We start from the raw sequence: 24,005 nt of genomic DNA, 5'->3' as shown, positions 1-24,005 counted from the left end.
TAATTATTGTTGATCTTTTAACCACTTATCTTTTAATTCCTGGAGTTTACCGTTTTCCTCCATGTTTTTAAGTGCCTTATTTACATCGTCAATCATGTCACTGCCTTTAGGAAATGCAACTGCCATTCCTGGAGAACTTGTTGTTGGATCATCAAATCCAGCTAACCCTTGTTCCTTAATGTACCCTGTAGCAACTGATTTATCTAGATAAGCGACTTGAATACGGTTAGATAATAGTTCTTGAATTAAAGTTGTGGCATTATCAAGTGGCTTAAGAGTAAAATCAACCTTTTTTTGTAGTGTTTTTGCCCCTTCTTCTTGAATCGTGCCTAACTGGACTCCAACTGTTTTTCCTTTTAGATCATTAACTGTTTTAATATTAGCATTTTTTAATGTTAAGAACATTTCACCTGAATGGTTATAAGGAGTTGAAAAATCAACATTTTTCTTGCGCTTTTCTGTTGCAGACATACCAGCAAGAACCATATCTACTCGCTTAGCTTGTAAGGCACCGATTAAGCCATCAAACTTCATGTCTTTAATTTCTAATTTATAACCTAATTCCTTTGCAATAGCATTCGCCAAGTCAATATCAAATCCTTCAACCTTGCCGGATGGATCTCTTGATTCAAATGGAGCAAAATCAGCAGATGTTGCCATCGTTAATACTTTCTTGTCTGTGGTTTTTCCTCCATTTGCTCCGTCCTTATTAGTTTGGCCGCATGCAGCTAAAACAACTAAAGTTAGGATAAGAGTGAATGTTAAAATCGTCTTTTTCATGATGTCTCCTCCTATATTATAAAGATATTTTTTTATAACAACTTGAATTTTTATTCAACAAAACGAATAATAACACATGGATTTTATTTTGAAAAGATATTTTTTTAATATAAAAATATTCAAATAATTCCGATGCAATTATATTAAATAGATTAAACATTAATAGTATTTTTATGTAAAATGATTTATTAAAATAAAAAAGTACCTCTCATTATAGAGAGGTACTGCTAATATTTATGCCTCACTAACTAACTGCTGACGAAATTCATTTTTTATTTTTTCTAATATATCTTTATTGGTGATTACATCAAAACCAGTTAAGGCAAGGGCTAAGGCACCATTAGAAAGGATCTTATGAGAGTTGTCGGTAATAGTTAAGTCCGCAAATTCCCTTGTATGTGCGATTAATCCAGGAGAATCAAGACCGATATACGGATGAATGGCAGGAACAACGTGACTCACATTTCCCATATCAATGGAACCATAAGAATTTTTAGCTTTTTTTACCTCTTTTACATCAGTTGATAGAAGATTGTTTGTAAACAACTGAGATAGGGTATAGTTCGTTACCATATTGTCATAGCTCAATTCGTAATTACTAATTTCGAGCTCCGCCCCAGTCATTGAAGAAGCACCATTTGCTATGTTCTTTACCTTTTCAACAACCTCATTTAAATAACTGCGGTTGTTGGCACGGACATAAAATTGGGCTATCGCTTTATCTGGGACAATATTGGCCGCAACCCCGCCCTCTTTAATGATTCCGTGAATTCTAACATCTGAAGTGACATGCTGTCTAAGAGCATTTATCCCGTTAAATAATTGTAGTACTGCATCTAGTGCATTAATTCCCTTTTCAGGAGAAGCGGCTGCATGGCTTGTCCTGCCTTTATATTCAAATTGTATGGCATCCATTGCCAGTGAATCACCGCTTTCATAAGATTCATCAGCTGGATGTAAAATCATCGCTGCATCGATATCATCAAAGATTCCCTGTTCTGCCATGGGAACTTTTGCGCCATTTGTTTCTTCTGCCGGAGTACCTAATACAACAACCCTTCCACCAATTTCATCAACAACCTTGCTTAAAAGAACACCTGCACCTGCACTCATCGTTCCAATCATATTATGGCCGCATCCATGCCCTATCTCAGGCAAAGCATCATATTCTGATAAATAAGCAATAGTTGGTCCTTCTTTCTTACTATCATACACAGCTTTAAAGGCAGTTTGCCTATCAACAATCCCTTTTTCAACTATAAAGTGATTATCTTCAAGAAAATCCACTAAGCGCTGCATGGATTTAAATTCTTGGTCACCCAATTCTGGATGATGGTACAATGTATCACTGATCTCCCATAATTTATTTTGAATGTTTTCTAAATAACTTTTTAATAAGTCCTTCATATCAATAACTCCCCTTTGAAGTGATTAAAATTACGAAATAATTAATAAATATACACGATAAAGGAAGATTCGACAATAATAAAGGCCAAATCGCTATACGATTTGACCTTTCCATTTTATTCCCTATACTTCTTCACAGTGCTGTTCGAATTCATTTTGAAGCTTTGCAACCACCGTTGCCGGGTCGTAGCCTTCAATTTGATGGCGTTCAACCATGGAGACAATCTTTCCGTCTTTCAATAAAGCAAATGACGGAGAGGATGGTGGATACCCGGTGAAATAACTTCTTGCTTTTTCCGTTGCTTCCTTATCCTGGCCGGCAAAAACGGTGACAAGATGGTCTGGACGTTTATCATAATGCAGGGAATGTTCCGCTGCAGGGCGGGCAATCCCGCCTGCACAGCCGCAGACAGAATTAATCATTACTAAGGTTGTTCCTTTTTGTTCAAGTGCAGCTTCCACCTCTTCAGGTGTTTTAAGCTCTTTATAGCCAGCCGCCGCGATTTCTTGGCGTGCCTGTTTAACTACATCATTCATGAAAAAGTTAAAATCCATGCTCATCAACTTCACTCCTTCTAATTCTTTATAACTATATGATAACAGTAAAAAAGTGATTTTTTCAAATAATCCATTCGCCCACTAAACCTTTTTATTCAAAAACGCATCGAATAAGGCTTCCACGGCAGACGCCGCCGTTTTTTCGCCCGCAATGACTTCGTTTTCCAGTTGGGGTAATTTCAGTTTTACTGCCGGATGATGGAAAAAACTGTATTGAAGCTGATCTGTAATCATGGAATAAAGCCAATCCCGTTGCTGACTATTTCTTCTTTCGTTAAAAACACCTGCTAATTTCCCTGATGCTTCAAATTCTTTTATGACATTCCAAATATTTTTAATACCATCTCCTGTTAAGGACGAACAAGTATAAGCCTTGGTGTTCCAGCCCTTCGTTGCAGGCTGAAGGAAATGAAGAATACGGTTGTATTCTTTTTTTGTCTGCTCTGCTTTTGGTTGATTCGCCCCATCAGCCTTGTGAACAATTATCGCATCGGCAAGTTCCATGATTCCCTTCTTCATCCCCTGCAATTCATCTCCTGCCCCAGTTAAAACTAGGAGCATAAAGAAGTCTACCATATCTCTGATGATGGTTTCACTTTGACCGACACCAACAGTTTCAATCAAGATTACGTCATACCCGGCAGCCTCACAGATCAGCATCGCTTCCCTTGTTTTACGGTGCACTCCTCCAAGTTTCCCTGCTGTTGGGGATGGTCGAATAAAGGCCCTTGGATTTCTGGAAAGCTGCTCCATCCGCGTTTTATCTCCAAGAATGCTGCCTCCGCTAATGCTAGAGGATGGGTCAATGGCTAACACAGCAACTTGGAGCCCTAACTCACATAGAAACGTACCAAATGCTTCTATAAAAGTGCTTTTTCCTGCTCCAGGGACACCTGTAATTCCAATCCGAACCGAATTACCGGTATGTGTTAATAGTTTTTGAAGGAGCTCTTGAGCCTTATGAAAATGCTGTTCCGCATTACTTTCAACCAGGGTAATCGCACGGGCAAGCTGGCTTCTGTTTCCTGACAGCACCCCACCATATAATTCATCGACTGATTGCTCGCTCGATTTGCGCTTTTGAAACCGCAAATTTTTTTGAATGGAAATTTCTTGCCCTTCCTGTATTTGGCCTTTACGAATAATGCTTGAAAATTTATCAGGCTCGTTTGGGTCGCTCCATTCTGGTCTCTTATCCCCGTCCATTTACTGTGCCACTTCCTCATAACCAAGCTGTTTATAAATCTCCTTGATTACTTTCCCGGCTGCAACAGGAATAATAGTCCCAGGACCGAAAATGGCCGCTGCACCATTGTCATACAAAAATTGGTAATCCTGAGCTGGAATGACACCGCCAATAACAATTAAAATATCCTCTCTGCCGAGCTTTTTTAATTCGCTGGCAAGTTGTGGAAGTAATGTTTTATGTCCTGCAGCCAGTGAGCTCATACCGATCACATGTACATCGTTTTCAACTGCCTGCATGGCTGATTCCTCGGGAGTTTGAAATAAAGGGCCGATATCTACATCAAACCCGAGATCCGCAAAAGCCGTTGCAATAACCTTGGCACCGCGGTCATGACCGTCCTGCCCCATTTTCGCAATCAAAATTCTTGGTCTTCTACCTTCATTTTCAAGGAATTCGTCTGTCATTTGTTTCATTGCGGCAATTTCTTCTTCATTGGTAAACGCTTGACTGTATACGCCGCTAATAGAGCGGATTACCGCTTTATGACGGCTTGCCACTTTTTCAATCGCATCTGAAATTTCACCTAGTGTTGCCCTTGCTCGTGCAGCTTGGACAGCGAGTTCCAATAGATTCCGTTCACCTGATTCGGCTGCTTTCGTTAGGGCAGCCAAAGCTTCATTAACCTTTTCATCATCTCGGCTCATCTTTAATGCATTTAATTTTTCGATTTGCTTTAAGCGAACGGCAGTATTATCGATATCAAGAATATCGATTGCTTCCTCTTTCTCAAGACGGTAACGATTTACACCAATAATCGTCTCTTTTCCTGAATCAATTTGCGCCTGCCTTTTGGCTGCTGCCTCTTCAATCCGCATTTTTGGAAGTCCGGTTTCAATCGCTTTTGCCATACCGCCAAGTTTTTCAATTTCTTCAATATGTGTCCAAGCTCTTTGCACTAATTCATCGGTTAATTTTTCAACATAAAAGGAACCTGCCCATGGATCAATAACTTTTGTAATACCTGTCTCTTCCTGTAAAAACAGCTGAGTGTTCCGGGCAATCCTTGCGGAGAAGTCAGTCGGTAAGGCGATAGCTTCATCAAGCGCATTTGTATGAAGGGATTGGGTATGCCCCATCGCTGCCGCATGTGCTTCAATTAACGTCCGGGTTACATTGTTGAATGGATCCTGCTCTGTCAAGCTCCAGCCCGAGGTTTGAGAATGGGTTCTTAGTGCCAATGATTTTTCACTTTTAGGGTTAAAAGATTTCATCATTTTTGCCCAGATAAGGCGGCCCGCACGCATTTTTGCTACTTCCATAAAATAATTCATACCAATCGCCCAGAAAAAAGAAAGCCTTGGTGCAAACGAATCAATTTCAATTCCCGCTTTAAGTCCAGTCCTTACATATTCCAATCCATCTGCTAAAGTGTAGGCTAATTCTAAATCTGCCGGTGCTCCCGCCTCCTGCATATGATAGCCGGAAATACTGATGCTATTAAACTTTGGCATATATTTGGACGTATATTCAAAAATATCCGCTATAATTTTCATCGACATTTCTGGAGGATAGATATACGTGTTTCGCACCATATATTCTTTTAAAATATCGTTTTGAATCGTTCCGGAAAGCTTCTCCTGACTGACACCCTGCTCTTCAGCAGTTACGATAAAAAAGGCTAAAATCGGAAGGACTGCACCATTCATTGTCATTGATACAGACATTTGATCAAGTGGAATGCCATCAAACAATGTTTTCATATCGAGAATAGAATCAATCGCAACTCCGGCTTTCCCAACATCTCCAACAACGCGCGGATGATCTGAATCATAGCCGCGATGGGTTGCCAAATCGAAAGCAACGGATAGACCCTTTTGTCCCATCGCAAGATTCCTGCGGTAAAAAGCATTGCTTTCCTCCGCTGTTGAAAAGCCAGCATACTGTCTCACTGTCCACGGCCGATTCACATACATTGTCGGATAAGGGCCACGGGTAAATGGCGGGAGCCCTGGCAAGTCATCGATATGCTCTAAGCCATCTCGATCTTCTTTTGAATAAATGGGTTTTAAACTAATTTGTTCATTGGTTTCAAACAGTAAATCATCGATGGAAGCATTGATTTCTTTTTCTGCTTTTTTCAGCCATTCTTCTTTAGAAAGGAGTTCTGGATTATCAAATAACGGTTTATTTTGAAAATCAGGCTTTTGTTTCTTCACTTGAGCTTACCTCCATTGATTCTAGGATGGTCGAAACAGTTTCATAGCAGTTGCTTTTAACATGAACAAACTGGGCGACACCATCCTTTTGCCACGCTTCCTGTCTTTCCTTTTCCGGAAGTCCTGCCAAAAGGAACGTCTGATTTGGAAATTCTGCCTTTAGGGCAGCCAGTATTTGATTACCTAGCAATTCATATTGTTCATTTGTGCCACAGAAGCAAACAAAATTCGTCGCTAGGTCTTTTAGAAATTGTCTAGCTTCTTCCAGATTGAAGATTGGTTTACTCTCAACAATCTTGATGCCTCCCGCAGCTAAGAAGCCTTTCATAAAGTCAAGTCTTGCCTTGTATTGTTTTAATTCACCAAGACAAATCATGCCTACAGATGGAGTAGACCCTGATTTTTCCTCAATTAATTTGGCCTTATATCGCAGCTCCTCAAATGGTTCTGACAATCTTCGTTGTTGAATTCTTTCAATCAATAGTGAATCTTTATTGCTGAGAGATTCCTTTGTTTGGGAGGATTGATTATTAGGTAAACTTTCATCAAGTGCTGCGTATACATTTGTTCCAACAATACTCTGTTTTCTAGTTTGGATATCAGAATTTCTTTTTTCAAAAACAGCCTCGAGCTCTCGTTGAAGCCAATTAGATTTTAAGACTTCAAGTATTCCGCCCTTTGCATCAATTTGTTGGAAAAAGCTCCACGCCTTTTCAGCTAATTGATTAGTCAGCGATTCAATATACCAAGAGCCGCCAGCCGGGTCAATTACCTTCTGTAAATGGGCCTCTTCCTTTAAAATCAACTGAATGTTTCGTGCAACTCGTTCAGAGAAAGCGTTTGCTCCGGTCATTTCGTCAAAGGAGCTTACTTGTAAATATTGGACTCCCCCTAAAACAGCGGCGAATGCCTCATTTGCAGAACGAAGAAGATTCACATGTGAATCTGTAATTGTTTTGGTAAAAGTGGAAGTTTGGGCCGCGATATGCATTTTACGTGAATCACCTTCAGCACCATATAGCTCGGATATTCGATCCCAGATGACTCTGGCTGCCCTCAACTTCGCCACTTCCATAAAAAAGTTGCTGCCAATTGAAAATTGAAAAACCATTTTGTTGGTTATTGAATTAAGGTCCATCCCTTTTTCAATAAGTTGTTGTAAATAAAAAACTCCAGTGGCAGCTGCAATTCCCAGCTCTTGGACAGCATTTGCTCCACTATTATGATAAGGAGTAGTGCTTATAAGGATGTTTCGTAATTGTGGAAATATCTTTTCTGCATACTTAACATCCTCTGTCCACTTTTCGAAGAGTTCTTCCGAAAGAATTCCTGTTTCTGCAAAAAGAGAAATGAGGTCATTTGCAATATAACCAGTAACCTTTTCCTTTTCACTAATATGGCTGTCTAACTTTGTTAAAAAATCAGACTGCAGCCATTTTGTATTTAATGCGAAAGGATATTTCTGATATAAATCTGCAAAACTTTCAGATTCACAAAGCTCTTCTCTTACTTCAAATGAAATAGCCGTTTGTCCTTTTTTTATTGCTTCATGAAGCTTAATTTTCAGTTCACCAGCAGTCTCAGCTGTGATTAGCTGTGCAACCTTCCATTCATTCGTAACATATCCTAATGGATGTATACCTCTTCTTGAATCCGATCCACCCGGATATTCAGGAACTAGCTGTTCATCCTTACGAGAATAAAGCGGTTTCAAAATGATGTTTTCATATGTAGTATTTTGTAAAGATTCAATTTTTCTTCCTTTTAAGGATTGTTCGGCTTTTTCTTCCCAATCTTGAATCGATTTGGGAGGGAAAGTTTGAGTCCTTAATTTTTCCAAACCACTCATCCCCTTTCAATTAAATTATAAAAATTCAATTAATTCTATTTTAGGATAGATATTGAAATCAGGCAATAAAAATAACCGCCGCCCATACAGGCAGCGGCTTTTCTTTTATTTTCTTTAATATATGGATGTCGTAGATTTTGATGTATTTTCAATGATTTCCTTTACCCGTGCGAGGAAGTGGCCACAGATAAGACCGTCCAATACGCGGTGGTCAAGTGACATGCAAAGATTTACCATGTCACGGACAGCAATCATGCCATTATTCATTACAACAGGTCGTTTGACAATGGATTCGACTTGTAGAATTGCCGCTTGCGGATAATTAATGATCCCCATTGATTGAACAGAGCCGAATGAACCTGTGTTGTTAACGGTAAACGTGCCGCCCTGCATATCTTCTGAACGAAGTTTTCCAGTCCTCACCTTAACAGCTAATTCGGATATTTCACGTGCAATTCCTTTAACTGTTTTCTCATCGGCATTTTTAATAACCGGTACAAATAAAGCATCCTCCGTAGCAACAGCAATTGAAAGATTTATATCTTTCTTTTGGATAATTTTGTCTCCAGCCCACATTGAATTGATTTGCGGGAATTCCTTAAGTGCTTGTGCTACAGCTTTTACAAAGAAGGCAAAGAAGGTTAAATTGAAGCCTTCTTTTTTCTTGAATTCATCCTTAAGGGAATTTCGGTATTCCACAAGATTTGTTGCATCAACTTCAACCATCGTCCAGGCATGTGGTGCTTCATGCTTGCTTCGGAGCATATTGGCAGCAATCGCTTTACGAATTCCTGTTACCGGAATTTCAATATCACCTGCGGCGACTGGGATATTCGCTGCTGGAGCAGCGGCAGGAGTAGATACAGGCTGACTTTTTACTGCAGGTGGAACAACCTCTTGCTTTGCAGTCGCTGGCTGTTGTGAGTCTTCCACTTTGGCACCTGCAGCAGGAATCGTTCCGGATTCGATTAGTTTTAATAAATCTTTCCGAGTAATCCGGCCGCCGGCACCGGTGCCTGACACCTGTGATAAATCAATGCCGTGCTCTTGAGAAATTTTTAGAACGGCAGGTGAGTAACGGGCTTTATTTCCTTGGTCCGCTTGAGGAGCTGCGACTGATTCAGCGACTGCTGTTTTTTGTTCAACTGGTGCTACCTCTGCACCATTGCCGCCCTCAATTTCGATTGTACAAATGATTTCTCCTACGGCCAATGTATCGCCTTCGCCGGCAATTAGTTCCTTAATCACACCTGTAAAGGAGGAAGGAACTTCCGCGTTTACTTTATCTGTCATAACCTCAGCGAGAGGGTCGTATTTATTCACTTTATCTCCGATAGAAACAAGCCACTTGCTTATCGTTCCCTCGGTAACACTTTCGCCTAACTGCGGCATTTTTATTTGTTCAATTGCCAATGGTGAAACCTCCTTAAGAAAAACATTCCATTAGAAAAATTAATATTCAGCCAGCTCGCGCATTGCTTTTTCCACTTTATCAGGATTTACCATAAAGAATTTTTCCATTGTTGGAGAATATGGCATTGCCGGTACATCCGGGCCTGCTAATCGCATAATCGGTGCATCTAATTCAAATAAGCAGTTTTCGGCAATAATCGCTGACACTTCACTAATAATGCTTCCTTCTTTATTGTCCTCAGTTACAAGCAACACTTTTCCTGTCTTTGAAGCCGCTTCAATGATGGCTTCTTTATCAAGTGGATAAACAGTACGCAGATCAAGAATATGAGTAGAAATTCCATCCTTCGCTAATTTTTCAGCGGCTTGAAGGGCAAAATGAACACAAAGTCCGTATGTAATGACGGTGATGTCTTCTCCTTCACGCTTTACATCTGCCTTTCCAATTGGCAGCGTATAATCATCCGATGGAACTTCTCCTTTAATTAAACGGTAGGCCCGTTTATGCTCAAAAAACAATACAGGGTCATTATCACGGATTGCTGCTTTTAATAAACCTTTAACATCATAAGGAGTAGAAGGCATGACAATTTTCAAGCCAGGCTGGTTGGCAAATACTGCTTCTACCGATTGGGAATGATAGAGTGCTCCATGAACTCCCCCGCCATATGGTGCACGAATGACCATAGGACAATGCCAGTCATTGTTGGAACGAAAACGAATTTTAGCAGCTTCTGAAATTATTTGATTGACTGCTGGCATGATAAAATCAGCAAATTGCATTTCCGCAATTGGACGCATTCCGTACATCGCTGCCCCGATACCTACCCCAGCAATGGCTGATTCAGCTAACGGTGTATCAATAACACGTTCTTCACCAAATTGTTCATATAATCCTTGGGTAGCCTTAAATACCCCACCTTTAACTCCAACGTCTTCCCCAAGGACAAATACCTTGGGATCTCTCTCCATTTCTTCACGAATGGCCATTGTTACCGCATCAATATAAGAAATTACTGCCATGCCTATACTCCCTCCGCATAAACATATTTCAACGCTTCTTCTGGTGCAGAATACGGAGCATTTTCAGCATAATCAGTTGCTTCATTCACCAATTTCATCACACGGTCGTTGATTTCTTTTTCCAACTCGTCATTCATTACTCCGGTTTCTTTTAAATAAGCTCCAAAAGTGATAATCGGGTCCTGTGTTTTCGCCTTGGCCACTTCATCCGGCGCCCGATAAGAACGGTCATCATCATCGGAAGAGTGTGGTGTCAGACGGTAAGATATAGTTTCAATCAAAGTAGCTCCCTCGCCGCGGCGACCGCGGTCTGCAGCTTCTTTTACCACTTTATAAACTTCTAATGGATCATTCCCATCAACAGTAAATCCTGGCATTCCGTAACCAATTGCCCGATCAGAAACCTTTTCACAGCCCAATTGCTTTTCTATTGGAACAGAGATAGCATATTTGTTGTTTTCGCACATAAAAATGACTGGAAGCTTATGCACACCTGCAAAATTTGCACCTTCATGGAAATCCCCCTGGTTTGAGGAACCTTCGCCAAACGTAACAAACGTAACAAGATCTTTTCTTTCCATTTTCCCAGCAAGAGCAACACCTACTGCGTGTGGAACTTGGGTAGTAACTGGCGAAGAACCAGTGACAATCCGGTTTTTCTTTTGACCAAAATGCCCTGGCATTTGCCGTCCTCCTGAGTTAGGATCTTCCGCTTTAGCAAATCCTGAAAGCATCAGTTCTTTTGCAGTCATCCCGAATGTTAATACAACCCCCATGTCGCGATAGTATGGTAGTACATAATCCTTATCACGATCAAGGGCAAATGCTGCACCAACCTGAGCTGCTTCCTGTCCCTGACAAGAAATAACAAAAGGAATTTTCCCAGCACGATTCAATAGCCACATCCGTTCGTCTATGCGGCGGGCTAAAAGCATCGTTTCATACATTTCCAATACTTTTCCGTCGCTTAACCCTAAAGCTTCATGACGCTTTTCTACCATTAATTTCTAACCTCCCGATTGTTTGTAAAAAAAGTCTTTATTATGAATGAATCGCTTTTCCGTCCACTGCCAGAGCAGCTTCTCCAATGGCTTCAGATAATGTTGGGTGCGGATGAATAGTATGGCCAATTTCCCATGGTGTTGCATCTAAAACCATCGCAAGCCCAGCTTCTGAAATCATATCAGTTACATGAGGTCCAATCATATGCACCCCTAGAATATCATTGGTTTCTTCATCTGCAACAATTTTAACAAATCCATCCGATTCTCCAAAAACTAAAGCTTTACCTATTGCCCTGAATGAAAACTTTCCGACCTTTACTTTTAAGCCTTTTTCTATCGCTTGGTCCTCTGTAATCCCGACACTTGATACTTCAGGGCTTGAATAAATACATCTTGAAACTAGATTGTAATCAAGATTTGAAGGATCTTTATCAGCAATATGCTCAACGGCAATTATTCCTTCGTGGCTAGCCACATGTGCAAGCTGCAGGCCGCCAATGACATCACCAATCGCATAAATATGTGATTCCTTCGTTTGGTAAAATTCATTTGTTACGATAAAACCTTTTTCCACTTGTATTTCGGTATTCTCAAGTCCAATTCCTTCTGTATTTGCTTGACGGCCAACAGAAACTAGCAGTTTATCGGCTTTAAACTCTTTCACAGCACCTTTTACTTCCGCTGAAATGGCAACTCCATTATCTTTTACTAGTGTTTCTGAAAGGACTTTAGCACTTGTTACGAGTTTAATCCCTTTCTTCTTCATTAAACGCTGCATTTCCTTAGAGATTTCCTTATCTTCTGTCGGAATGATTCGGTCAGCATACTCAATGACAGTTACTTCTACCCCGAAATCTGAAAGCATGGATGCCCATTCAATTCCAATTACACCGCCGCCGACAATAATGATCGAGCTTGGAAGCTCCTCGAGCTGAAGTGCTTCATCAGAGGACATGACATATTCCCCGTCAATTTCAAGTCCAGGAAGGGTTCTTGGTCTTGATCCAGTCGCAACTATCACATTTTTCGGAATTAGCATTTCGTTATCAGATCCATTATTCATTTCAACGGAAATCGTTCCTGGCATTGGTGAAAAAATGGATGGCCCTAGGATACGTCCAAGGCCTTCATAGACATCAATTTTCCCTTGCTTCATTAAATGCTGAACACCCTTATGTAACTGATCGATAATTTTATTTTTTCTTTCCTGAACCTTAGTAAAATTGACGGAAACATCTCCTGTAAAAACGCCGAAATCCTCACTATGTTTTGCTGTTGCGAAAACTTCTGCACTTCGTAGGAGTGCCTTACTAGGAATACAGCCTTTATGAAGACATGTTCCGCCTAATTTACCTTTTTCGACAATCGCTGTTTTTAAGCCAAGCTGAGAAGCGCGAATGGCAGCTACATAACCGCCTGTTCCACCGCCAAGAATGACTAAATCATATTCTTGTGCCATTTAAATTTCCTCCCCAAATTTCTTAAATGTTAGCTGTTGTAAAATTCCCTGGGTAGACCCTTACCTCTTCTTCACCGCGCAAGACCCTAAGAGCTCCTTCTGCTAGAGCTTGAAGTTCGTTTTCACCAGGATGGATAATAACATCGGCAATCCAATTTATTCTATCTGATATTTCTTTCACAAAACCTTTACCATAAGCAAGACCGCCTGTTAGCACAATGGCATCTACTTTACCGGCCAATACGGCACTTGCTGCCCCAATTTCCTTAGCAACCTGATAGGCCATTGCATCGTAGACAAGCTTGGCTTCCTTGTCACCAGCAGCAATCCTTTCTTCCACCTGAACGGCATCATTCGTTCCAAGGTATCCAACAAGTCCTCCTTGGCCAACAAGTTTCTTCATAATTTCTTCCCGGTAATATTCCCCCGAATAACACAGAGCAATTAAATCCCCCGCAGGAACAGTCCCTGCACGCTCTGGACTGAAAGGCCCATCACCATGGAGACCATTATTTACATCAATAACTTTTCCTTGCTTATGAACACCAACGGTTATTCCGCCGCCCATATGGGTTACGATTAAGTTCAGCTCATTGTATTTTTTACCTAATTCTTTTGCGATTCTTCTTGCAACTGCCTTTTGATTTAAGGCATGGAAGATACTTTTTCTTTCAATTAAAGCGAATCCGGAAATTCTTGCTATTTGATCGAGTTCATCGACAACAACCGGATCTACAATATATGCTGGAATATTAAGACCTGCCGCTATTTCGTAAGCAATGATACCGCCAAGGTTTGATGCATGCTGTCCTGAAAAACCAGCCCTTAAGTCTTTTAGCATCAATTCATTGACCGCATAGGTGCCACCTTCGATGGGACGAAGTAATCCACCCCTCCCGCAAACGGCACTCAATTTTGAAATATTTATTCCTTCTTTATCCAGTGTTTCCAAAATAGTAGCTTTTCTAAAATCGTATTGTTCAATAATATTTGAATAAGAATTGATTATATCTGCATCATGGCGAATTGTTTTTTCAAAAATGGAAATTTCATTATCGAAAACCCCAATCTTAGTGGATGTCGAGCCTGGGTTGATGACGAGAATTCGATATTCTTTATCTGACAACTTTTTAACCTCCAATTGAGCAATTTCTCTTAATGAAAGGCAAAGACGCTGAATTTCCATTCAGCGTTCTTCCCCCAACCTTATAACACAAAAATTGCTTATCTTGAAATTCTATGACTAAGAATATGATGTCCATTTTGCAAGAATTGGCTTCTGGAATTACGTATTTTTGCAATTCTCTCTTCTGCCATCCGATCAGCAGCAACATATGTTGGAATACCATCACGTTTAGAAATTTCAATTACTTTTTCAATCGTTGTATAGAGTTGTTCAACTTTTTTCATCGCACGTTCCTGGTTGTATCCATAAAGCTCGTCGGCAACATTTATGACTCCGCCGGCATTAATAACATAATCAGGAGCATAAACAATTCCCATTTCATGAATGATATCGCCGTGACGGGTATCTTTTAATTGATTATTAGCAGAACCTGCAATTACCTTTGCCTTTAGTTGTGGAATTGTATCGTCATTAATGGTTGCCCCAAGAGCACATGGAGCATAAATATCACACTCAACACCATAAATTTCCTTAGGATCTACTGCACGTGCACCAAATGCTTCCACAGCACGATTAACAGCCTCTTTATTAATATCTGTTACAATAAGCTGCGCGCCTTCTTTATGCAAATATTCGCAAAGAGTGTAGGCAACATTCCCAACACCTTGGACTGAAACCACTTTTCCTTCAAGTGAATCTGTACCGAATGCTTCTTTGGCAGCGGCTTTCATTCCTCGGTAAACACCGAATGCAGTTACCGGTGAAGGATTTCCAGAAGAACCGAAAGCTGGTGAAATTCCTGTTACATAATCTGTTTCTTCGTGGATTAAATCCATATCGGCAACAGTGGTACCAACGTCTTCTGCAGTAATATATCGGCCATTCAGCCCCTGAATATATCGGCCAAAGGCACGGAACATTTCTTCATTCTTATCCTTGCGAGGGTCACCAATGATAACTGTTTTTCCTCCGCCAAGATTTAAACCAGCGGCAGCATTTTTATAAGTCATTCCTTTTGCGAGACGAAGAGCATCTTCAATGGCTGCTTCCTCAGATTCATATGTCCACATGCGGGTTCCGCCTAATGCTGGTCCAAGAGTTGTATCATGAATAGCAATAATAGCTTTTAATCCTGACTGCTTATCTTGGCAAAATACCACTTGCTCATAATCATATTTCTCTAAGTACTTGAAAATTTCCATTATCTTATTCCTCCTCGAATGTTAACCTTCTATTTTCATACGCAGCATAGTGCCAGCGCAAGCGAATATAATTTACTTTCCGCCGAATCAGCTCTGGAAGTCAGAACAATCGGTGCTCGAGCCCCGGCAATTACTGCTCCAACCTTAGCTTTTGCAAAATAAATTAATGATTTATATAATACATTACCTACCTCTATTGTAGGTACCAATAATATATCGGCTTTTCCAGCCACTTCACTTTGAATTCCTTTATGCTCTGCTGCAAGCTCCGAAACGGCATTATCTAACGCCAATGGACCATCGACTATGCAGCCAGTTATTTGCCCGCGTTTATTCATCATCGTTAAAGCAGCAGCATCCAAAGTAGGCTGCATGATTGGATTAACTACTTCTACGGCAGCAATAGGTGCTACTTTCGGTATTTCAATTCCAATTGCCTTTGCTATGGATACAGCATTTTTTGTTATTTGTGCCTTTTGTTCTAAATCTGGAGTAATATTCATCCCAGCATCTGTAACAATCGTGAATCGTTCAAAGCCAGGTATCTCAAAAACAGCTACATGGGACAGTACATTTCCTGTTCGAAGTCCATATTCCTTATTTAAAACGGCTTTTAATAAAGTGCTTGTTGGAATATTGCCTTTCATCAATACATCTGCCTGTTTGTTAAAAACGGCTTTGACTGCCAATTCAGCTGCTGATGCGTTTGATTCAGCATGAATTATCTCTAGATTGTTAGAATGTCTTTTATCATGTTTTTTCAATTCCAAAATGGTTTTGATTTTTTCCTCATCACCAAATAATATGAAATTTGCGAGATTTCGGTTATGAGCATCCAAAACAGCTTCAATAACTTCTTCATCCTCTGCAGCTGCAACGGCCACTGTTTTGGCACTAACCTGGGTTGCTTTGTCAATTAGTGATTCAAGCAACAAGTTGTCATCAACCCCTTCTCCTATTTCTGCAACTCCGATATATTACATTGCAAGTTCCATGCCAAACTTAAACGCTATGAAAACGCTTTATTTTAAAATTTTCCCTATGCAAAAAAATTCACACCATGAAATTTATTGCATGATATTTTTTTCAAGATTATATTTTTCCAGCTTATAATATAAATTCCTTACAGACAAACCAAGAGTTTTAGCTGTTAATGTTTTATTGCCCTTTAATCTAGTTAGAGTTTGCTGAATAATATTCGCTTCATATTCTTCCATCATTTCAGAAAGTGAACGATCTAATGTAAAGGACTCACTTTCGTTTGTTGAATTTATTTCATGTCCTAATTTTTTATTTTTTAATTCAGGCAAGTGATGGACGTCGATTAAGGTTTCATAATAATTCATAAAAATAATCGCTCTGCCCAAAATATTTTCCAATTCTCTTACATTTCCAGGCCAATCATACCCCATCAACTGCAGCAAGGCAGCTTGGGTAATTCCTTCTACATTTCGTCCGTAATCTCGATTAATTTTTTGAATCAACCTTTCACATAATAACGGAATTTCATCTTTGCGTTTTCTTAACGGAGGAATGTGGATCGGCATACGATTTAAACGATAATATAAGTCTTCCCTAAACGTTCCTTTAGCAATACCCTTTTCTAAATTGACATTTGTCGCAGCTATAATCCTTACATTGATGGTAATTGGCTTTGTTCCACCCACTCGGATGATTTCATTTTCCTGTAATACCCTAAGGAGTTTTGCCTGAGTATTGGCAGAAAGTTCGCCGATCTCATCGAGAAATATGCTCCCATTATTTGCTTCCTCAAAAAAGCCTGTCTTTCCTCCTCTTATTGCACCAGAAAATGCTCCTTCTTCGTAGCCGAACAATTCGCTTTCTAGCAAGGACTCCGCTATTGCAGCACAATTAACACGGATAAATTTGTTATATTTACGATCGCTTGCATTATGTATGGCATGGGCAAACAACTCTTTTCCCGTTCCAGACTCACCGCGAAGAAGGACTGTTGCAGGAGTTTTGGCTCCAAGCTTTGCCTGTTCAATTGCCAAGGTCATTTCGTCCGATTTTCCGATGATATCCTCAAATGTGTATTTTGCCTCCAGCTTACGAATCAACTGTCTAGCACGGCTTAATTCCCTGCTGAGCGATTTCATTTCAGACATATCATGTATAACCCCGACACTGCCCTTTAATTTCCCCTTGACGATTATGGGCGCTACATTAACGATTACTTCTTTTTTGTTCGGACCCACTCGCATCGCCACTCCACGAACTGCCCTTCTGGTTTGCAGCACCTTCATGTGCATACTTTCACCTTCAGATATATCTGTGGTTGCCGGCTGGCCGATAACCTGTTCTTGTGTAAGCCCAGTAATTCGGGTATATGCAGGGTTGATCAGGAGGCCCCGGCCATTTTCATCCACAACAGAAATCGCATCATCACTTGAGTGGATTATAGCTTGCAGCATCGTTTGGATTTCTTTTAGATCCGTGATTTCTTCAGCAAGATTTACAACCTCTGTAATGTCTTTAAAAACAGCGAAAGCCCCAATTAAGGTTCCATTTTCTTCGATAATCGGAATACGTGTGGTAATAATTTTTTTACCATTCCCTAAGATCATTTCTTGGTTAGACTCAATCCTTCTAGTTTCAAGGATATGCGGCAGACGGCTATGCGGGATAACTTCGACGACAAATTTCCCAATTGCCTCATCTCTCTTGACCCCCATTATTTCTTCTGCCCGTCTATTAAATAAAATGACCTTTCCAATTTTATCAATAACAACCATACCATCATTTGCAGCATTAAAAATTAATTCCTGCTGATAGGATTCATTCTGGTGCTTTTCGATGAGCTCTTCTTTTTCTTCCATAAGCCTAGCCACGAGGAAGGCAACACTGCCTGGAATTAAAACTGTTTTTTTATTTTTTGTGTCCCGTATTTCTTGAAAAACAGCATCGTTGCCTGTAACTTCAATAATAATATCGATGTTTTCTTTGAGAAAAGACTGCCAATGTGTCCCTGTTTTAATACCTTCTTCTTGTGCCATTAGTATACCTGGTGCATCCAAATTTCGATCAACAACGGCATGAAGGTTTAGCATTTCTGATTCTTTTAAAATTTTCAAGATTGCTGTACCGCCCTTACCGGCTCCTACAATCATGACCTTTTGCATTTTCCCACCCTTTCATTTAAAGAAAATCTTTTCATTCCAACACAGGAAAAATATGCAACTTTTTTCAGTATCTATTTTATAGCTAAATACTTATCTTGACAAATTTCGTCTATGTAATAATATTTTCATGAGTTATAATCTAGATGTGCTTATTAATAAAGGCTATTTTCGGAGAGATACGAAAAGCGCCTAAATAAATTACAAATTGGAAGGATTTCATTCATGAGCAGGATTATTGCCCTTATCATAGTATTGATCCCTGGTATTTTGGCTGCAGTTGGAATAAAATTGATGCGAGATATGACCTTCGGGATTCTTCAAGCACCATTTCCTCAATTATGGCTTCAATTTCTCGTTGGATTAGTCTTTTTCATTGGTGGTCTTGGATTTGTTGCCGGATTCATCCTCCATCGTGATCGAAAAAGAAATAAGGTTCAAACAAAATTTAAAAAATGAAAAAAGAGGCCAGTTATGGTCTCTTTTCATATTGTTTTCTTATCCGTAAAGCTTTTACTGGGTCATCGGTAATAAATGCGGTACAATTAATATTAAAGAATCTGTGCATATCAGCATCCATATTAACAGTATAGGGCCTTACTGCTATCCCATTTTCCATTGTATTGATTATTATATTATCTGACATGGAAGAATGCCTTGGATGAATCCCTTTTGCCCTTATGGCTTGAGCGTAAATCCACGGCATATAGATTGCTTCAATAAACAGCGGGGCCGTTTCAATTTCTGGAGCTAAACGATAACTTTGGACAATACTATAGTGATTAAACGATGAAATGATAATCCTATCCGATAAACCATGCCTACGAACCAGATTAATAACCTTTTCTTCCATGCCTTCATAGGGAATCAGGCCATTTTTTAACTCAATATTACAAATAAGTTTGTTCGTTTTAAGCCATTCTAGCACTTCCGCTAAAGAAGGAATCGCTTCCTTTTTAATACCTTTTTTATTGGCGTTTAATTTTCTAATATCTTTATATAAAAAATCCTTAACAAAACCTTTTCCGGTCGTTGTTCGATCGACTTTTTCATCATGGATGACGACAATTTCGCCGTCTTTTGTTAATTGAACATCAAGTTCTAGACCGTCTGCACCTGCTTTTTCTGCTTCATTAAAAGCACCCATTGTATTTTCAGCAAATAAAGCAGAGTAACCACGGTGCGCGAAAATTTGTGTCAATTTTTTTCACATCCCAATTATAAATATGGAGGATTCCAAATGAAACCATTACAATTATCACCTGATACCGCCCTTAAGCTTGCACAAAAATTAAATATTCCTCTTGAACAGCTTATGCACATGCCACAACATATTCTCATTCAAAAGCTAATGGAATTAGAAAAGGAAAAGAATAATTAACAATTAAAAGCAAAAAAAAGCCCTCATTCCTCTAAAATGAAGGCTTTTTAATTTAATTTAATTTACTCTTCCTTTCAAGAAGCCTTATGCTCTAAGCGAAGTTTGTCAGCAACCATGGCGATAAATTCTGAGTTCGTTGGCTTTGCCTTTGACATACTGACAGTATATCCGAATAACGAAGAAATGGAGTCGATATTGCCACGGCTCCAAGCTACTTCAATCGCATGACGGATTGCACGTTCTACACGGCTGGCTGTAGTGTTGTATTTCTTTGCGATGTCTGGATATAGAACTTTAGTAATCGAGCCAAGCAGCTCGATATCGTTATAAACCATCGAAATCGCTTCTCTTAGGTATAAATAACCTTTAATATGGGCGGGTACTCCAATTTCGTGGATAATGCTGGTAATGCTGGCATCAAGATTTTTTGGTTTTTGTTCGGATTGGGATCGATAATTAGTTGCCGGAGTCTTACGTGTTGTAAATAAATTGCTGCTGCCGCTAACTTGTCTAATATGACTGCCTAAATTCTCCATATCAAACGGTTTAAGAATAAAGTAAGAGGCCCCAAGTTCAACCGCTTTTTTGGTTACATCCTCCTGACCAAATGCAGTCAGCATTATGACATTTGGCAGAACTCCTTTTTTCAGTTCACGAAGGCGTCCTAAAACCGCTAAACCATCAAGATGCGGCATGATAATATCTAAAACGAGAACATCAGGATCTGTATTACTTAACATTTCTAAACATTCCTGACCATTGTGAGCAATACCTACTACTTCCATATCATCCTGGGACGAAATATAGTCCTCTAATAATCCAACTAGTTCCCTATTGTCATCAACGACACATACTTTTATTTTTTTCAACTCCGGTTCCTCCTTAACTCGACTCATTAATCTCTATTTCAATTTCATCCCTTATTCTCTGTAAGCTCTTAATTCTATTCTAAATTAGAAATTCGACAATGCAACAAAAAATCCTCTCATTTTTTTAATATTTCTTAAATTAGTGATATAATCTTATCTTTTCTTTGTTTTCCTCATCTTTTCGACGAAAATCGCGTTTTTTCCAAAAAATAACTGGTATTTGTCGAAAAAACTTTATATAAGAGAAGAAGCAAAATAGGGAAATTTACCTATTTTGCTCTATTATCAACTCGCTTTATTTTTTGGCATATCATATATGTTAATTCCAGCTTCATTTAGCATCCATTCAATATGGACCCCATAACCTGAGGTTGGATCATTGACAAAGACATGTGTCACTGCTCCGACAAGCTTTCCATCCTGAATAATCGGACTTCCGCTCATTCCTTGAACGATTCCTCCCGTTTTTTCAAGCAGCTTAGGGTCGGTTACTTTTATGACCATGCCTTTTGTAGCCGGAAACTTTTGCGGGATTGTGCTGACAATTTCGATATTGAATTCTTCAACTTTGTCATTGTTTACAACTGTTAATATTTTTGCTGGTCCTTCTTTTACTTGATGGGATAAAGCAATTGGCAGTGGTTTATCTAACACGCCATTTTTTAACTCCTTATTTAATTCACCAAAAATTCCAAATGGGCTATTCTTAGTAATATTCCCGACAATTTCTCGGTCCGAAGAGAAACGAGCTAGCTTTTCACCCGGGTCTCCATTACTGCCTTTTTCAATTGATGTTACGGTTGATCTTACAATTTGACCATCTTCTACAACAATCGGCTTTTTCGTATCCATATCTGAAATAACATGGCCAAGAGCACCATATTTTTTGGATTGCGGATGGATAAAAGTCATCGTTCCAATTCCAGCAGCAGAATCTCTAATATACAAGCCAAGCTTATAACTATTTTCCTCTTTATCCTTTAATGGGGTAAGTTTAGTCTTAAATTTGCCGCTTTCTCGGCTGATCATCATATCTAATGCTTTGCCATCCTGTCCAGCAGCTTGTACAAACGGCGCTACATCTGTCATTTTTTCAATTTTATTGCCATTGATTTCTGTAATGATATCTCCAACTTTAATTCCTGCAATTTCACCTGGAGACTTTTTTCCATTTGTTGTGTTGACTAAGTGATGGCCGACAACCAAAACTCCTACAGTATTCAATTTTACACCGATTGATTGACCGCCTGGGATGACACGGAAATCCTTTAAGACATGTACATCGACCTTTTTAATGGGGATACCGGCATATTCTAAAAGCATTTCATTTTTGCCTTTTTCTGAAGCCTTTACCGAAACTGAATGTTTTTCCTGTTCAAGTGTGATAGTGGAATTGTGAGATACTAAAGAGGCTGAAACCGGGACAGCCTTTTGAAACGTATAATCTTGTCCTTCAAAAACAGTGATTGTTTTAGGTACACTTAAATATTGTTGCAATGGCTGAAAAAAAATAAAGCTAATTAATGAAACAAGGAGAATTCCACCAATAATTTTTCTAATTATCTCTAACTTCAAACTTTTCACTCTCCTCGCTTCTAGTTACAACAACTGAAATGGCTACATATATAATTTTGCCTCCTTGACAATCATTTATAACTTCGTTCTACATAAAAAAGCTACCCAGAATGGATAGCTTTTCAATTTTTTTTATTTATTTCAGCTAATTGCAATAATTCCTCTGCATGTTGTTTCGTTAAATCGGTTATTTCCACACCAGAAATCATCCGTCCGATTTCTTTTATTTTTTCTTCAATATTCAATGGTGAGACGGAGGTTTTCGTTCTTCCGCCTTTAATGACCTTCGAAATAAATAAATGTGTATCAGCCATAGCCGCTACTTGAGGCAAATGCGAAATACATAAAACCTGGGAATCAGATGCTACTTTATAAATTTTTTCGGCAATTGCCTGGGCCACTCTGCCGCTAACACCCGTATCTACCTCATCAAAAATAATGGAGGTGACGCCTTGATGTTTAGAAAAAATACTTTTTAATGCAAGCATAATTCGTGATAACTCTCCGCCAGAAGCAACCTTTGATAATGGTTTTAACGGTTCTCCCGGATTGGTGCTGATATAAAACTCGACATGATCAACACCTGTTTTGGAAAAATGCTCGATATCAGGCTCAAAGCGAATCTCAAAAACGGTTTTCGCCATGTATAATTCTTTCAATTCCTTATGTATTAATTTCGTCAACTTTTCTGCCCATTTTTTTCGGAGTTCAGTTAATTGCTTCGCTTCAAGGCTCAAATCCTTTTTGATGGAAGCCAATTCCTTTTCTAACTCCCCAATATGTGTTTCTTTGTTTTGCAACGTTTCAATCTCTTCTTCGATTTTAGCGGCATATTCCACTATTTCATTAATGGTTTTGCCGTATTTACGTTTTAGTTGGTTGATTTCATTTAATCGATCTTCAATTTCATTTAACCTTTGCGGGTCGAACTCTAATACGTCTAGTTCATTTCTTAACGACCGGGCAGCGTCCTCTAATTGGTAAAAGCTATTTGAGACCGATTCAAAAATTTCTTTGTAGACATTATCGAGAGAAGCTGCATCTTCAAGATGCCCCATGACCAAACTGATCCAATCCAGTCCTTTCTGTTCACCGTTTAAGCCGTTGTAGCTTGATTGTACAGACGCAAATACCTTTTCAAAATTCCCTAGTTTCTTCTTTTCTATATATAATTCTTCATCTTCCTGTGGCTTTAAATTTGCTTTTTGGATTTCATCAAACTGAAATAAGATTAGATCCAGACGATGGGCCGTTTGTTGATCATTATCACTTAAAGATTTAAGCTTTTGCCTGGTTTGTTCATACCGGTGAAATACTTCGTGATATTCTTCTAGTGAAGGTAAGATTTCATCTGAACCAAATTGATCCAGCAACGGTAAATGCCAAGATTCATCCATTAATTCTTGGTGTTCATGTTGTCCGTGAATATCCACTAGTGTAGCCCCAATTTCACGAAGTGTAGAAATAGTTACGAGCTTTCCATTTATACGGCATACGCTTTTTCCAGTCTTTGCAATATCACGACGTAAAACGACCATCCCTTCTTCGATATCAATCCCGAACTCCATAGCTTTAAATATTATTGGATGTTGTGGATCATCAATTTGGAATAATCCCTCTATTTCTGCCTTTTCTTCTCCATGGCGGACAAATTCCGCCGATCCCCTTCCGCCAACGAGGAGATGAATGGCATCAATGATAATTGATTTTCCAGCACCTGTTTCTCCTGTTAATACGGTTAAACCTTTTTTAAAAGAAATTGTTAAGTTTTCAATAATCGCGAAATTTTTGATTGATAATTCTGCTAACAAGGA

At 39.3% G+C, this 24,005-nt stretch carries 20 protein-coding genes; 2 read left to right on the top strand and 18 right to left on the bottom strand.

Going from position 1 to position 24,005, the window contains the following annotated elements; genetic code table 11:
* Nucleotides 1-3: 3 nt before the first annotated feature.
* The 14 genes from AC59HZ_RS02545 to AC59HZ_RS02480 form a co-directional block, all read right to left on the bottom strand.
* Nucleotides 4-780, bottom strand: a complete 777-nt coding sequence (locus tag AC59HZ_RS02545) for a transporter substrate-binding domain-containing protein (RefSeq protein WP_496544319.1) — start codon at nt 778-780, stop codon at nt 4-6.
* A 234-nt stretch (nt 781-1,014) separates the two neighbouring features.
* A complete protein-coding gene (locus AC59HZ_RS02540) occupies nt 1,015-2,187 on the bottom strand; it encodes a M20 family metallopeptidase (RefSeq protein WP_496544318.1) in 1,173 nt (390 codons plus the stop codon).
* A 123-nt stretch (nt 2,188-2,310) separates the two neighbouring features.
* Nucleotides 2,311-2,748 (bottom strand): BrxA/BrxB family bacilliredoxin, encoded by a 438-nt coding sequence (locus tag AC59HZ_RS02535; protein ID WP_496544317.1) that lies wholly within the window; start codon nt 2,746-2,748, stop codon nt 2,311-2,313.
* Nucleotides 2,749-2,826: 78 nt separating this feature from the next.
* The gene (meaB, locus tag AC59HZ_RS02530) at nt 2,827-3,951 is read right to left on the bottom strand and encodes a methylmalonyl Co-A mutase-associated GTPase MeaB (protein WP_496544316.1); all 1,125 of its coding nucleotides are present in this window, start codon (nt 3,949-3,951) and stop codon (nt 2,827-2,829) included.
* Nucleotides 3,952-6,075: a methylmalonyl-CoA mutase gene (gene scpA / locus AC59HZ_RS02525; protein WP_496544646.1), complete on the bottom strand. Its 2,124-nt coding sequence runs from the start codon at nt 6,073-6,075 to the stop codon at nt 3,952-3,954.
* Nucleotides 6,076-6,130: 55 nt separating this feature from the next.
* Nucleotides 6,131-7,999: a methylmalonyl-CoA mutase subunit beta gene (locus tag AC59HZ_RS02520; RefSeq protein ID WP_496544315.1), complete on the bottom strand. Its 1,869-nt coding sequence runs from the start codon at nt 7,997-7,999 to the stop codon at nt 6,131-6,133.
* Nucleotides 8,000-8,113: 114 nt separating this feature from the next.
* Nucleotides 8,114-9,412 (bottom strand): dihydrolipoamide acetyltransferase family protein, encoded by a 1,299-nt coding sequence (locus AC59HZ_RS02515; protein WP_496544314.1) that lies wholly within the window; start codon nt 9,410-9,412, stop codon nt 8,114-8,116.
* Nucleotides 9,413-9,451: 39 nt separating this feature from the next.
* Nucleotides 9,452-10,435 carry an alpha-ketoacid dehydrogenase subunit beta gene (locus tag AC59HZ_RS02510; protein WP_496544313.1) on the bottom strand — a complete coding sequence of 328 codons (984 nt, stop codon included), beginning with the start codon at nt 10,433-10,435 and terminating at the stop codon, nt 9,452-9,454.
* Nucleotides 10,436-10,437: 2 nt separating this feature from the next.
* Nucleotides 10,438-11,436 carry a thiamine pyrophosphate-dependent dehydrogenase E1 component subunit alpha gene (locus tag AC59HZ_RS02505; RefSeq protein ID WP_496544312.1) on the bottom strand — a complete coding sequence of 333 codons (999 nt, stop codon included), beginning with the start codon at nt 11,434-11,436 and terminating at the stop codon, nt 10,438-10,440.
* Between the two features lie 40 nt (nt 11,437-11,476).
* Nucleotides 11,477-12,898 (bottom strand): dihydrolipoyl dehydrogenase, encoded by a 1,422-nt coding sequence (gene lpdA / locus AC59HZ_RS02500; protein WP_496544311.1) that lies wholly within the window; start codon nt 12,896-12,898, stop codon nt 11,477-11,479.
* A 22-nt stretch (nt 12,899-12,920) separates the two neighbouring features.
* The gene (gene buk / locus AC59HZ_RS02495) at nt 12,921-14,024 is read right to left on the bottom strand and encodes a butyrate kinase (protein ID WP_496544645.1); all 1,104 of its coding nucleotides are present in this window, start codon (nt 14,022-14,024) and stop codon (nt 12,921-12,923) included.
* Between the two features lie 98 nt (nt 14,025-14,122).
* Entirely contained in the window at nt 14,123-15,226 is a 1,104-nt protein-coding gene (gene bcd / locus AC59HZ_RS02490) for a branched-chain amino acid dehydrogenase (protein WP_496544310.1), read from the bottom strand.
* Between the two features lie 35 nt (nt 15,227-15,261).
* Nucleotides 15,262-16,161, bottom strand: coding sequence for a phosphate butyryltransferase (yqiS, locus tag AC59HZ_RS02485; protein ID WP_496544309.1), 900 nt, complete (start codon nt 16,159-16,161; stop codon nt 15,262-15,264).
* Between the two features lie 132 nt (nt 16,162-16,293).
* Entirely contained in the window at nt 16,294-18,369 is a 2,076-nt protein-coding gene (locus tag AC59HZ_RS02480; RefSeq protein ID WP_496544308.1) for a sigma-54 interaction domain-containing protein, read from the bottom strand.
* Between the two features lie 222 nt (nt 18,370-18,591).
* Between AC59HZ_RS02480 and AC59HZ_RS02475 the strand changes: the two genes are divergently transcribed.
* The gene (locus tag AC59HZ_RS02475; RefSeq protein WP_496544307.1) at nt 18,592-18,825 is read left to right on the top strand and encodes a DUF2627 domain-containing protein; all 234 of its coding nucleotides are present in this window, start codon (nt 18,592-18,594) and stop codon (nt 18,823-18,825) included.
* A gap of 13 nt (nt 18,826-18,838) precedes the next feature.
* On the opposite strand, the gene AC59HZ_RS02470 is transcribed toward AC59HZ_RS02475, so the two are convergent.
* A complete protein-coding gene (locus AC59HZ_RS02470) occupies nt 18,839-19,567 on the bottom strand; it encodes a glycerophosphodiester phosphodiesterase (protein ID WP_496544306.1) in 729 nt (242 codons plus the stop codon).
* A 39-nt stretch (nt 19,568-19,606) separates the two neighbouring features.
* On the opposite strand from AC59HZ_RS02470, the gene AC59HZ_RS02465 reads away from it, so the two are divergent.
* Nucleotides 19,607-19,747, top strand: a complete 141-nt coding sequence (locus AC59HZ_RS02465) for a YycC family protein (protein ID WP_430072305.1) — start codon at nt 19,607-19,609, stop codon at nt 19,745-19,747.
* A 74-nt stretch (nt 19,748-19,821) separates the two neighbouring features.
* Here the strand turns inward: AC59HZ_RS02465 and spo0A are convergent, their stop codons facing one another.
* From spo0A to recN, 3 genes are all read right to left on the bottom strand, one after another.
* A complete protein-coding gene (gene spo0A / locus AC59HZ_RS02460) occupies nt 19,822-20,616 on the bottom strand; it encodes a sporulation transcription factor Spo0A (protein WP_496544305.1) in 795 nt (264 codons plus the stop codon).
* A 285-nt stretch (nt 20,617-20,901) separates the two neighbouring features.
* Nucleotides 20,902-22,191, bottom strand: a complete 1,290-nt coding sequence (gene spoIVB, locus AC59HZ_RS02455) for a SpoIVB peptidase (protein ID WP_496544304.1) — start codon at nt 22,189-22,191, stop codon at nt 20,902-20,904.
* A gap of 122 nt (nt 22,192-22,313) precedes the next feature.
* The gene (gene recN / locus AC59HZ_RS02450) at nt 22,314-24,002 is read right to left on the bottom strand and encodes a DNA repair protein RecN (RefSeq protein WP_496544303.1); all 1,689 of its coding nucleotides are present in this window, start codon (nt 24,000-24,002) and stop codon (nt 22,314-22,316) included.
* Nucleotides 24,003-24,005 lie beyond the last annotated feature (3 nt).

It is taken from the genome of Neobacillus sp. DZ-9 (assembly GCF_059587065.1).
Note: the sequence above shows the minus strand (reverse complement) of the source record. Positions and strands in the feature narration are given on the sequence as shown.